General features: G+C 41.8%; 10 protein-coding genes and 1 tRNA gene. 5 read left to right on the top strand and 6 right to left on the bottom strand.

All coding sequences use genetic code 11. From position 1 onward, the window contains the following. Positions 1-16: 16 nt before the first annotated feature. The 5 genes from MWG72_RS04610 to sdhC all read right to left on the bottom strand — a co-directional run bounded on the left by MWG72_RS04610 (position 17) and on the right by sdhC (position 7060). Entirely contained in the window at positions 17-2839 is a 2823-nt protein-coding gene (locus MWG72_RS04610) for a 2-oxoglutarate dehydrogenase E1 component (protein WP_247143323.1), read from the bottom strand. 821 nt (positions 2840-3660) lie between these two features. Continuing rightward, the gene (locus MWG72_RS04605) at positions 3661-4371 is read right to left on the bottom strand and encodes a succinate dehydrogenase iron-sulfur subunit (protein ID WP_004279433.1); all 711 of its coding nucleotides are present in this window, start codon (positions 4369-4371) and stop codon (positions 3661-3663) included. Positions 4372-4385: 14 nt separating this feature from the next. Next, positions 4386-6284 carry an FAD-binding protein gene (locus MWG72_RS04600; protein ID WP_004646289.1) on the bottom strand — a complete coding sequence of 633 codons (1899 nt, stop codon included), beginning with the start codon at positions 6282-6284 and terminating at the stop codon, positions 4386-4388. A 12-nt stretch (positions 6285-6296) separates the two neighbouring features. Beyond that, entirely contained in the window at positions 6297-6662 is a 366-nt protein-coding gene (sdhD, locus tag MWG72_RS04595) for a succinate dehydrogenase, hydrophobic membrane anchor protein (RefSeq protein WP_004279431.1), read from the bottom strand. Further along, complete coding sequence (gene sdhC, locus MWG72_RS04590) at positions 6662-7060, bottom strand: succinate dehydrogenase, cytochrome b556 subunit (protein ID WP_004279430.1); 399 nt, start codon at positions 7058-7060, stop codon at positions 6662-6664. Before sdhC ends, sdhD begins: the two co-directional genes overlap by 1 nt. 1005 nt (positions 7061-8065) lie before the next feature. Between sdhC and gltA the strand changes: the two genes are divergently transcribed. From gltA to MWG72_RS04575, 3 genes are all read left to right on the top strand, one after another. After that, on the top strand, positions 8066-9340 hold the full coding sequence (gene gltA, locus MWG72_RS04585; RefSeq protein ID WP_004279429.1) for a citrate synthase: 1275 nt from the start codon (positions 8066-8068) through the stop codon (positions 9338-9340). A 156-nt stretch (positions 9341-9496) separates the two neighbouring features. Continuing rightward, on the top strand, positions 9497-10000 hold the full coding sequence (locus MWG72_RS04580; protein WP_004279428.1) for a hypothetical protein: 504 nt from the start codon (positions 9497-9499) through the stop codon (positions 9998-10000). 373 nt (positions 10001-10373) lie between these two features. Continuing rightward, the gene (locus tag MWG72_RS04575) at positions 10374-11999 is read left to right on the top strand and encodes an NAD+ synthase (protein ID WP_247143322.1); all 1626 of its coding nucleotides are present in this window, start codon (positions 10374-10376) and stop codon (positions 11997-11999) included. A 219-nt stretch (positions 12000-12218) separates the two neighbouring features. Here the strand turns inward: MWG72_RS04575 and MWG72_RS04570 are convergent. Continuing rightward, positions 12219-12295, bottom strand: a tRNA-Met gene (locus MWG72_RS04570). 174 nt (positions 12296-12469) lie between these two features. Here MWG72_RS04570 and MWG72_RS04565 point away from each other — a divergent pair. Together MWG72_RS04565 and MWG72_RS04560 are read left to right on the top strand one after the other, a co-directional pair. Then, entirely contained in the window at positions 12470-12874 is a 405-nt protein-coding gene (locus MWG72_RS04565; protein WP_247143321.1) for a hypothetical protein, read from the top strand. 241 nt (positions 12875-13115) lie between these two features. Then, the gene (locus MWG72_RS04560; RefSeq protein ID WP_004279425.1) at positions 13116-13556 is read left to right on the top strand and encodes a universal stress protein; all 441 of its coding nucleotides are present in this window, start codon (positions 13116-13118) and stop codon (positions 13554-13556) included. The last annotated feature ends 14 nt before the right edge of the window (positions 13557-13570 follow it).

Genomic DNA, 13570 nt, shown 5'->3' with positions numbered 1-13570 from the left:
CTTAGAATCTCCTGGATTATTCAGCGTCGATCGCAAGCGCGTCGTTGATGAGCTGAGCTTGTTGTTTTGCATGCAAATATGGTGAACCACATGCCGGTGCAGCAGAAGCTTCACGGCCTGCATAGCTAATACGTACTTGTTTACCCGCTTTCATCACATCGTCATACAGACGCGGTGCGATGAACAACCAAGCACCTTGGTTCTTCGGTTCTTCTTGCGCCCAAACGAGTTCTTTAACGTTTGGATATTGCGCAAGCACTTCTGCCAGGCGTTTTTCTGGGTATGGATATAATTGTTCAATACGTACAATTGCAGTGTTGTTCAATTCTTTTTCACGACGTTTTTCAACTAGGTCGTAATACACCTTACCACCACACAGAACCAGACGGGTTACATCTGACTTGTTGATGTTGTCTACTTCATCAATCACGGTTTGGAATGTACCGTTTGCAAGCTCTTCAAGGCTAGATACAGCAAGCTTGTGACGAAGTAAAGATTTTGGCGAAGTAACAATCAATGGCTTACGGATTGGACGAATCGCTTGACGACGTAATGCGTGGAAAATCTGCGCAGGCGTAGTCGGTGTGATGACTTGCATGTTGTCTTCAGCACATAGCTGCAAGAAACGTTCCAAACGTGCAGATGAATGTTCTGGACCTTGACCTTCAAAACCGTGTGGAAGAAGCATAGTTAAGCCACATACACGCTCCCATTTGGTTTCACCAGATGAGATGAACTGGTCAATGACAACCTGTGCACAGTTTGCGAAGTCACCGAATTGTGCTTCCCAGATGATCAAACTCTTAGGAAGAGTCGTCGCATAACCATATTCAAATGCCAATACAGCCATTTCTGACAACAAAGAGTCATAGATTGCAGTACGCGGCTGGTTTTCTTTCAGGTTACACAGTGGAAGATAAGTTGAACCATCTACCTGATTATGCAGTTTTGCATGACGGTGTGAGAAAGTACCACGACCTACGTCTTCACCCGTTAAACGAAGCAAGTAACCATCATCTAGTACAGTTGCATACGCCAGAGTTTCAGCAGCACCCCAGTTCAGAGGCATTTCACCCGTTTGCATTTTCAGACGGTCATCAATTACTTTTGCAACTTGACGCTGCATCACGAAGCCTTCAGGAAGCTCACGCATTTTCTTGCCAAGCTCTTTTAGACGTTCGATTGGGAAAGTTGTATCCCACTCGTCTGTGTACTCATGACCTAAGTAAGGAGTCCAATCCACAAACATTTTTTTGTTTGGTTCAAGTACCAGTGCATTGGCAACGTGATTACCCGCTTCCAGGTCTGCACGGTAGTTTTCAACCATTTGATCTGCACTTGCGCGATCAAGAACACCCTGTTCTACCAATTGATCCGCATAAAGCGTACGCGTAGTCGCTTTCTTGTTAATCACTTGATACATCATTGGTTGAGTTGCAGCTGGCTCATCCGCTTCGTTATGACCACGACGACGGTAGCAGAACATGTCAATCACAACGTCTTTACGGAAGGTATGACGGAAGTCATGTGCCAATTGTGAAATGAACACCACAGCTTCAGGATCATCACCATTCACATGGAAGATCGGTGCCTGAATCATTTTTGCGATGTCAGTACAGTATTCTGTAGAACGTGCGTCACGTGGATCAGACGTCGTGAAACCAACCTGGTTGTTAATTACAATGTGCACTGTACCACCCACGGTATAACCGCGAGTTTGTGACATCTGGAAAGTTTCCTGGTTAACGCCCTGACCTGCAAATGCAGCATCACCGTGTACGATTAGTGGCAATACGTCATCGCCGCCAATGTCTTTACGACGTACTTGACGTGCACGTACTGAACCTTCAACCACAGGGCCAACGATTTCAAGGTGTGACGGGTTAAACGCCAATGCCAAGTGAACTTCGCCACCTGGCGTCATCACGTTTGAAGAGAAGCCTTGGTGATACTTAACGTCACCAGAACCTTTCTTGTGAATAGATTTACCTTCGAACTCACCAAACAGGTCAGCCGGGTTCTTACCCATGATGTTAACAAGAAGGTTTAAACGGCCGCGGTGAGGCATACCGATCACAACTTCTTTACAGCCTACAGAACCTGCACGCTGAATAATTTCGTTGACCATCGGGATGAATGCTTCACCACCTTCAACGCCGAAACGTTTGGCACCAACGAATTTATTACCAAGATATTTTTCTAGGCCTTCAGCCGCAGTTAAACGCTCAAGGACATGTTTCTTTTGATCAGCATTGAAGCCATATTGACCGCGTGCACTTTCTAGACGTTGTTGAATCCAACGTTTTTCTTTGGTGTCCACGATGTGCATGTATTCAGCACCGATTGAACCACAGTAAGTGGCTTCCATTGACTGAACCATTTCAGCCAAAGTCGCTTCTTCTTTACCGATCGCCAGGTTACCAGTATTGAATACTGTGTCTAAGTCAGACTGAGTCAAACCATGCGCAGCAAGATCTAGATCAGGCACAATTTCACGCTTCGCCAAACCTAATGGATCCAGTTTTGCTTTCTGGTGGCCACGGTTACGGTAAGCAGCAATCAGCTGTAGCACGCCAATTTGACGACGTTCATGCTCTGAGCTGACTGTCGACTGAACAATAGGCTGAATACGGCTTGAATTGCGACCTAAAAGTAGGAATTGCTCACGTACATTACTGTGTGGTTGATCACCTTTTGGGAATTTATCGAAGTACGCTCTCCAGTCAGCACCCACTGAGTCTGGAGCAGTCAGATACTGCTCATAAAGTTCTTCAATATACGCTGCACTATCAGCGGAAAGTTCAGTGTCAAGACGCAGAGCGTCAGCAACTTCTTGCATTTGTGGACCCATTTCCTATTGCAAAAACATTTTCAGGATGCTTTTTAAGCAAAACCCAGGATTATTAGCATCAAATTGGTAATATGATACTAGTCCCCCATAAGGCATAAGCCATGAGGCGTTATCACCACACCAAGAAAATCTTGATATGTTTAATGAACAATAACGCCCCTCAGCGGCATCATCACTCATTGAATACCCGATCGAAACCGGGCAATTTTTTGCAAATCGACTTAGAAAAAAGCAAGCATTAACAAAGATTTTTTCTAAAGCGACTCGGGTCTACCTTTATATACCAGTCCCTGATTATGCAGTGTTTAAAAAATGTACCTGGCGTGGCATTTTTTAAACATAGTCATGGGCTAAATGCTAACATAATCTCAACTTTTCAATTGATTTTTTTGACACATACCTTCCATAAATTGGCTAAATACAGTTCAGATATTTTACTCTAATATATGGTGCTTTATCTCAAAAATAGATTCAATGTAGACTTAAGTCCTAAGCATTTCCGATAAATAAAAAGAGAGCAAACCTTTCAATCCACTCCCTCCTTAAATTTCCGTTATATAATAACATCGTTCTTGCTATTTTTCAGGTCAGTTTTACATCTAAAAATCATAAATACCCAAAATAATCACATGTTCTTCTTATATGGCGCTCAAAGCCCTTACCCTTTTCCTGACTGTTTCACTCAACTTTATACATTTTAAGTATAGTATCTTTATTTTTATCTTATGATTTTTTAATTTTTCCAATAGTTTGCATAAAAAAAGCACACCTGAAGGTGTGCTTTTTTCTAAACTGCGAAGAGCAGCCTATTAGCCTGCCATATCTAAAAGCATATTACGGATGTGACCGATTGCTTTTGTTGGGTTCAAGCCTTTAGGACATACAGATACACAGTTCATGATGCCTTTACAACGGAACAATGAGAACGGGTCGTCTAGACGAGCCAAACGCTCTTGTGTTCCAGTGTCACGCGAGTCAATGATGAAGCGGTAAGCGTTCAACAATGCTGAAGGACCCAAGAACTTGTCCGGGTTCCACCAGAATGACGGGCATGAAGTTGAACAGCATGCACATAGAATACATTCATATAGACCATCAAGATGCTCACGCTCTTCAGGAGACTGTAAACGTTCCTTAGGAGGCGCAGGCTGGTTGTTGATCAAGAATGGATGGATCTTGTTGTACTGATCATAGAACTGGTTCATGTCAACCACCAAGTCTTTCACTACAGGAAGACCAGGCAATGGACGAACAGTAATTTCATTTGGTAAATCGTTCAGGTTCCAAAGACACGCCAAACCGTTTTTACCATTGATGTTCACGCCATCAGAACCACAAATACCTTCACGACATGAACGACGGAACGTTAAAGTCTCGTCCTGTACTTTCAATGCAAGAAGTGCGTCAAGCAACATACGGTGCTTATCAGTCAGTTCAAGTTTGAAAGTTTGCATGTACGGTGCTTTATCCTTGTCAGGATCGTAGCGGTAGATATGAAATGTACGAGTACCTCTACTCATCTGAATTCTCCTGATTAGAATGTACGTGGTTTAGGTGGAATCGCGTCAACCGACAATGGACGGTAACGAACTGGCTTGTACTCTAGACGGTTATCCGCAGAGAACCATAAAGTGTGCTTCATCCACTCATCATCACGACGACCATATGGGTATTCAGCATGGTCTGGAGACTCTTCAAAGTCTACAACCGTATGTGCACCACGGCATTCTTTACGAGCAGCAGCTGAAATAAGCGTTGCTTTCGCAACTTCATACAAGTTTTCAACTTCAAGCGCTTCAATACGTGCAGTGTTGAATACTTTAGATTTGTCTTTCAAGTGAATATTGCGTACGCGCGGTTCAATTGCAAGAATCTGCTTCACACCTTCGTCTAGAAGCGCAGATGTACGGAATACACCAGCGTGGTCTTGAACGATGTCACGGATTGCATCAGCAACGTCTTGAGCATTCTCACCTGTAGTCGATTCGTCAAGTTTACGAATACGTTCAACAGTTTCTTGAAGCACAGTTGTTGGAAGTGGCTCATATTCGCCATCGTGCTGTTTAGTCACATATTCAATGATATGTTGACCAGCAGCCTTACCAAATACAACCAAGTCAAGCAATGAGTTCGTACCTAGACGGTTCGCACCGTGTACAGATACACATGAACACTCACCGATTGCATAGAAGCCTTTTACTGGCTTAGCAAAGTCACGACCTTCGGCATTTGTAGAGTAAACGTCGGTGTCTTTATTGTAGTTAGCAACAAGCGCTTCAGTTTCACGAGACTCAGGAACAACCACTTGACCATGAATATTCGTTGGAATACCACCCATTTGGTAATGAATTGTTGGTACTACAGGAATTGGCTCTTTAGTGATGTCAACGTTCGCGAATTTCTTACCAATCTCGAATACAGATGGAAGACGTTTCATGATCGTGTCAGCACCCAAGTGCGTCATATCAAGCAGGATGTAATCGCCTTTAGGACCACAACCACGACCTTCTTTGATCTCTTGGTCCATAGAACGTGATACGAAGTCACGTGGCGCCAAGTCTTTCAAAGTTGGTGCATAACGTTCCATGAACGGTTCGCCGTCTTTGTTACGAAGGATTGCACCTTCACCACGACAACCTTCAGTCAACAATACGCCTGCGCCCGCAACACCCGTTGGGTGGAATTGCCAGAATTCCATATCTTGTAATGGAATACCTGCACGAGCAGCCATACCAAGACCGTCACCAGTGTTGATATAAGCATTTGTAGATGCACGGTACACACGACCAGCACCACCAGTAGCGAACAAAGTCGCTTTTGCTTGGAATACTGCAATTTTACCAGTTTCCTGATCAATTGCTGTAACACCAAGAACGTCGCCTTTTTCGTTACGGATCAGGTCAAGCGCAATCCATTCAACGAAGAATTGAGTGCCCATTTTCACGTTGCTTTGATAAAGTGTGTGAAGAAGTGCGTGACCGGTACGATCGGCAGCAGCGCATGCACGTGGCACAGCTTTTTCACCGTAGTTTGCTGAGTGACCACCGAATGGACGCTGGTAAATTGTACCGTCAGCATTACGGTCAAATGGCATACCCAGGTGTTCAAGTTCATAAACCACTTGAGGCGCTTCACGAGTCATGAACTCGATTGCGTCTTGGTCACCTAACCAGTCCGAACCTTTTACAGTGTCGTAGAAGTGGTAGTGCCAGTTATCTTCTTGCATGTTACCAAGAGATGCACCAATACCACCCTGCGCTGCAACAGTGTGCGAACGAGTTGGGAATACTTTAGTCAGAACCGCAACTTTCAAACCAGCTTGAGCAAGTTGGTAAGACGCACGCATACCTGAACCACCACCACCAACGATGACAGCATCGAAAGTTTCATGCGGAATATTTGTGTAATCTTCTTTAGGGTTTATAGCGCCCATGATTGTTTCCTATCAATTCGCCCAAAAAATCTGGATCGCCCAGATTGCATATGCAAGTACAGCAATGATCACTGCTGAAGTCAGTACAAGGCGTAAACCTGAAGCTGAAGGACCCATTTGACGAGTAGTCACATAATCCGTGAATACCTGCCACATGCCGATCCATGCGTGTGCAACAAGAGATAAGACCGCCAATAAAGACATGATCTTCATTGGAACTGTCATCATAAAGCCGTACCACTGTTCAAAGTTGAAACCACCATTCAGTAGAATCCAACCCAGTACAACAACGGTATAAACAGCTAGAACTACAGCACTGACACGTTGGAGAAACCAATCGCGAGAACCTGAACCTGTTAAACCAGTAGCGCTTTTCATTAGAGTACGATCCATACAAATGCTGCAACAATACCGATTGCAGACAAGATTAATGCGATAGTAGATGCAACACGGCCACTTTCTAGTTCTTCAGCAACGCCAATGTCAGCAAGTAAATGCTTAACACCCGCAATAAAGTGAAAAATCATGCCGGCGACAAATACCCATACAATGAAGCGAACAATGAAACCGTTAAAGATTTCTTGAACTTGCGCAAAACCTTCAGGCGAAGACAATGACTTGTCTAAAATCCATAGAAGGACCGGTACGAGTAAGAATACGATAACACCTGAAAGACGGTGTAGAATTGATGCAATAGCCACGGGTGATTTTAAGTTTACTTCTAAAACTTGACCCATGGACAAATTGACAGGTCTGTTGCTTTTCACAGCGGGCATCCTGTAAGTAAAAACTCCATCCGGAGTTTGTTGGAATTAATTCGAAGGAAAGCTGGCATTCTCAGGCAAATACATGCCTAAAATCAAAACGACACTGAATTATAAAACGTGAACTATTAAAATACAAACGGCTGAATTTGGCTTTTTGGATAAAAAACCATTAAATAAGAATCATTAACAACAATAAGTCAGACTTTATATATTATTCCACCCTTTCAATTCCTATCTATATGATTGTTTTTAAATAATTAAGATGATTAATTTACTCGGTTTTCAGCCTACAGGATCATGTTTGAGTTTTAGACTAAAGATGCACAGTTCCATCACAAATATTATTTAAATCTCTTTTTAATTCAGATTTAAATCAAGTGTCTAGATTTAACAGACCAATTGTCCCAATTCATCAGCAGCGCAGTGATTCAGATAACCTGATGTTAAATAGCGACTTAGTACACCACACGATGGGTTTTTCAATCGATTTGAAGCATTTAGATTCAAAAAATCATTCATTTATTTTTATACTGCTTACCTTTGCTGCAAAACTGGCCATTTATTAAGCTATTTTTTAATCAATTGAACCATATTCAAAATTCAATTAATTGCTTTTATTTATAATTCTACCTGTGAAATTCAGCTTGGCAAAAACGATGTAAGTTATGAGATTTATATAGTTTTAAGCATGCTCACCTTAATCTTTCACTATTTTCGCCCGCATTTCTTGCTAGGAAAAAACGCTTACAAATGCCCCAAGCAGTCTATTTTTTTCTGCACCTCTGCATCAATTTGACTTATTATAGAGGTTTGATGCTGTGATTTTACTGAACTTTTTATACTGAGCGAATGTGACTAAACTGCTGTGCGGCCGTCATTTTTCATCCATAAGTATAATTGACAAAATTTCAGTACTCACTAATCTTATAGCAAATTTTTGATCCGTCCGTTTTGTGCATTAAAAGATTGATAGACAAAGCGGATATACATTCACCAGGACAGGAGATCTATTGAATGTCTGAAGCAACTGGCAAGAAAGCCGTTTTACAGCTTGATGGCAAAGAAATTGAACTACCAATTTACAGCGGCACATTGGGCCCAGATGTAATCGACGTTAAAGATGTGTTGGCTGCAGGTCACTTTACTTTTGATCCTGGTTTTATGGCGACAGCTGCGTGCGAGTCTAAAATCACGTTCATCGATGGTAACAAAGGTGTACTTTTACACCGTGGCTACCCAATCGATCAATTGGCGACTAAAGCTGATTACCTGGAAACTTGCTATTTATTGTTAAATGGCGAACTTCCAACTGCTGAGCAAAAAGAAGAATTTGACGCTAAAGTACGTAACCATACAATGGTTCACGATCAAGTTAGCCGTTTCTACAATGGTTTCCGTCGTGATGCGCATCCTATGGCGATCATGGTAGGTGTGGTTGGTGCGTTGTCTGCATTCTATCACAACAACCTTGACATCGAAGATGTGAACCACCGTGAAATCACTGCGATTCGATTAATCGCGAAGATTCCTACGCTGGCAGCTTGGAGCTACAAGTACACCATCGGTCAACCATTCGTTTACCCACGTAACGACCTTGGTTATGCAGAAAACTTCCTGCACATGATGTTTGCTACTCCTGCAGACCGTGATTACAAAGTTGATCCGATTCTTGCAAAAGCAATGGACCGTATCTTCACGCTTCATGCTGACCACGAACAAAATGCGTCTACGTCTACAGTACGTTTAGCTGGTTCTACTGGTGCTAACCCGTATGCATGTATCGCTGCGGGTATCTCTGCACTTTGGGGTCCTGCTCATGGCGGAGCGAACGAAGCTGTTCTTAAGATGCTTGACGAAATCGGCACTGTAGAAAACGTTGCTGGCTTCATGGAAAAAGTGAAGACTAAAGAAGTTAAACTGATGGGCTTTGGTCACCGAGTTTACAAAAACTTCGATCCACGCGCGAAAGTAATGAAAGAAACTTGTGACGAAGTTCTTGGTGCACTTGGCATCAATGATCCACAGCTTGCACTGGCTATGGAACTTGAACGTATCGCACTTTCTGACGAATACTTCATCAAGCGTAACCTATACCCTAACGTAGACTTCTACTCAGGTATCATCCTTAAAGCGATTGGTATCCCGACAGAAATGTTTACTGTGATCTTCGCGCTTGCACGTACTGTTGGCTGGATCAGCCACTGGTTAGAAATGCACAGCGGTCCTTACAAGATCGGTCGTCCTCGTCAGCTTTATACTGGCGAAGTTCAACGCGATATCGTTCGTTAATTCGAACCGCGTCGAAAGACTCAAGAAAACCACCCACCCGGGTGGTTTTTTTAGCACTGACAAAAGCCTACAAAAAATTGACCTGAAACGTTTTAAAATGAATATATCAAAATCATATTCACGGATTAAGTCACCTAAAAACAGGACGTATATTGAATGCTGTTGTATTTTCTGCCCTTTATTTTAAGACTGGTTCGTTTTGAACAGTTTAAGTGCCGCAGTCTAACGCCTGGTGAAATCAAAATTTCCCAACAGGTATTTGGCAACCTGATCGATTATTCTCGCGTTAAAATCATGAATCACCCCTACCTGCCCTGGCAATCCAAACATGTCATTATGGCCCCCAGTGGCTACATCCATGTACGCAATTTAAATTATCGAGAAGATTATTCGCGCGAGAGTTTATCTTATCAAGCGCTCTTTATTCATGAGATGGCGCATATTTATCAACACCAATGTCAGATCAATGTGCTTTTAAAAGGGGCATTTTTACAAAGTGCTTATTTTCTCAGCTTGGGAAAATATAATCCGTACAAATATCAATTTAATCCCAACAAATCATTTTCAACCTACAATATTGAACAACAAGGCGATATTGCCCGGGATATTTTTCTAAAAAAAATTCCGAATATTATTTTAAATCCAAAAATAAACAGATGATATTTAATCAGTTTAATTCCAAACAATATAGCTAAGGCATATTTTAAAAGCCAAAATTTAGATTTCAGTCTTTAAATCTACATAAGCCTAGATGCATAAAAAATCAGCATATTTTCTAATTTTATATAATAACTTTTTTTACTCAATGCCTGTTCTGCTAAATCAACTCTAGCTTATCGATAAAATTTCGATAAAATAGGCCGGTATGATTATTTTGCATCGCACATTAAGATTCAATGATCATGCGATAAAAAGTTTTTTTATTTAAGCCATTTGGCATTTTCTGAATATCGAAGTGCACTCAACTGAATAATTAGAATTATAAAAATCAGTAATTTAGTGTATCAACCTATAGGAATAGGATTTACTTGGAATGAAAAGTTTTAAAATTGCGATTGCTCAATTCTCTCCACACGTGGGCAATCTGGATGCAAATACGCAAAAAATGATTGATCTGGCCAATCAGGCTAAAAAAGATAAAGCGGATCTGATTATCTTTCCTGAACTTTCAACGCTGGGCTATCCTGCAGAAGACTTATTAATTCGCCCAAGCTTGGTGAAACGCACCAAAACTGCTTTTGAAAAGCTGACTGAAGTAAAAGATATTGTCATGGTCTTTGGTTTTGTTAATCAAACTGAAGATGGTCAGCGTTATAACTCGGCTGCTGTCATGAAAGATGGCGAAGTACTGGGTGTTTATAACAAACAAGTGTTGCCAAACTATGGTGTATTTGATGAAAAGCGTTATTTTGGCGAAGGTCATCAGCATCTGGTATTTGAGTATCTTGGACATAAATTTGGCGTACTGATCTGTGAAGATGTCTGGTCTTTGGCGACTGTTCAGCAACTGGCAAAACTGAATATCGACACAGCTTTGGTACTGAATGCCTCGCCATATGAAGTGGGTAAACCACAACATCGCATTGAAACCATGGCGGCCTTGGTCAAACAGCTGAATATCAATCTGGTGTACTGTAATCAGGTCGGTGGTCAGGATGATCTGATCTTTGACGGTACCAGTTTTGTGCTCAACAAATCTGGCGAGGTGGCTTTACAGGCACCAACTTTCCAGGAAAATCTGGCAATTGCAGAATTTAATGCTGAACAACTGCAATTCAGTAAATGTGCAATTGCACCTGCTTTAGACACCATGGCTGAGATTTATCAAAGCCTGGTCATGGCTACACGTGATTATGTACAGCGTTCTGGCTTCCCAGGTGTGATTCTGGGACTGTCTGGCGGCATTGACTCTGCCCTGACCCTAGCGATTGCTGTAGATGCGCTTGGCGCAGACAAAGTTCAGGCTGTGATGATGCCTTATACCTATACTGCACAAATCAGTGTAGAAGATGCAGCAGCTCAAGCCAAAAATATGGGCGTGACTTTCGGTATTGCTGAAATTAACCCTGTGGTAAGCGGCTTTATGCAGGTGCTATTCCCATTCTTTGGTAATGCTCCAGTCGATGCCACCGAGGAAAACCTGCAAGCACGTTCACGTGGCACCTTGTTGATGGCTCTGTCTAACAAATTCGGTAATCTGGTGCTGGCAACCGGTAATAAATCTGAACTAGCTGTCGGTTATTGCACCCTGTATGGCGATATGGTCGGTGGTTATGCAGTTCTGAAAGATGTGTATAAAACCATTGTGTTTGAACTGGCGAAATATCGTAACAGCATTTCAGAAACTCCAGTGATTCCGGAACGTGTGATTACCCGTCCACCTTCAGCAGAACTGCGTCCAGATCAGGTCGATCAAGACTCTTTACCTGCCTATGACATTCTAGATGCGATCTTGTACTCTTATATTGAAGAAGATATGAGTCAAGACGATATCATTGCCAAAGGCTTTGATGCTGAAGTCGTGAAAAAAGTGATTCGTCTAGTTGATATCAATGAGTACAAGCGCCGCCAAGGTGCCATTGGGCCACGTATCAGTTCACGTTCTTATGGCCGTGAGCGTCGTTATCCAATCGTGAATGGCTGGAAAGCAGGTAGCTAAATTCTGTTTTCAATGATGTAAATCAGAATCGTCCAAGTGAATGCTTGGACGATTTTTTTATGCGGCAGTAAAATGAAGAATAGCCCCAACATTAAGAAGGAAAAATGATGTTTTGAGAAATCTGAAAAAATTAGTGGATGCTTCAAATATTTTTTATAGTTTGCAGTACTTTTTAAAAGACAAAAAAAGAGACCAAGCTGAGAGCTTGGTCTTTTAAAATGGTGGCTATGACGAGACTTGAACTTGTGACCCCCGCATTATGAGTGCGGTGCTCTAACCAACTGAGCTACATAGCCGTAAACTGTGTGCGCATTATCGTAATTTCAGCTTCTATCGTCAAGCATTTTAAAACACAAATGCTCAGTCTTTATGCAAATACGGAATAAACTTTTAAATTTTAAACAAAAAAGGTTTTTTAGTATGTAATTCACGCATTCATAGCACCCTTTAATTCTTCGAGGATTCTTTAGATGTATAAAATCAAAATATCTATTTTACTCATTGGCCTTTCAAGCCTGAGTGCCTGCCAGATCATCTCGCCTATTTTCGTAGATTATAATGGCGTCAGACGTGATGTGGCACAGTGGATTAATCAGCAGCAACTGATGAGCATGCAGCAAAAACGATCTTTGGCACAACTCAGCAGAGCACAGCAGAAAATCGAGCGCTATCCGGAATATGAGCAGCCTCAACGACTGGCGGTAACCTGGGAAAATCAGATTGCATTACATTGTGCGCGCTTGCATGTGACAGAACATAAAATCCAGCAGCTACAGCAAAAAATTTATGCAGGTGAAACTCAAACAATTTTAAATCGCTATGAACAGCTGTCACCGCAAATAAAATTAGACCCGACCTCTATTCGATGTGATTAATCACTGTCTTAAGCTATCACATTAATTACATATAAATTATTAACTTAGGCTAAATAAACAACTCGGTTCAATAGCTCTAAACAGGTGCTTTATTCTTTAATCTATTAGACATTATACCTATGTGATTTACTTGGTTTTATTTTTATACAATACAGGCTATGATCAAAGTATAAACAACTATTCGTACCCGGTTTAACGCGTCATAATTTTATAACTCTAAATTCCCCTTAGGAGAATTCTAATGCCTTTTGAACATATTTTAGTACCTGTTGACGGTTCAGAAACATCGTATGCTGCAGTGGATAAAGCTGTAGAAATTGCCAAAGCATTTAACAGTAAAGTCACAGTGGTTCAAGTGCTGGCACTGGACCCTTATATCGCTGCGGAATATATCTCTGCGGCACAAACCAATGACCTGATTGAACGTGCCCGTACTTCCATCCTGAAAACGCTGGATGAAGCCAAAGCAAAATTCTCTGGTGCCGGTGTTGAAGTGGATACACAGCTCCTTGAGGGTCAGGTAATTTATAGCGAGATTGTCAAAGCAGCTAAAGATTTAAATTCTGACCTGATCGTGATTGGTTCTCATGGCCGTACTGGCTTCAAAAAGCTGTTCCTTGGCAGCGTAGCGCAAAGCATTCTCGGCCAAGCGGATATTCCAGTAATGGTGATTCGCAACTAAATTATCTTTAAAAT

The organism is Acinetobacter lwoffii, assembly GCF_022967985.1.
Taxonomy (GTDB): Bacteria; Pseudomonadota; Gammaproteobacteria; order Pseudomonadales; family Moraxellaceae; genus Acinetobacter.
The sequence above is the reverse complement of the archived record's forward strand: the minus strand, read 5'-3'. Positions and strand labels throughout refer to the sequence as shown.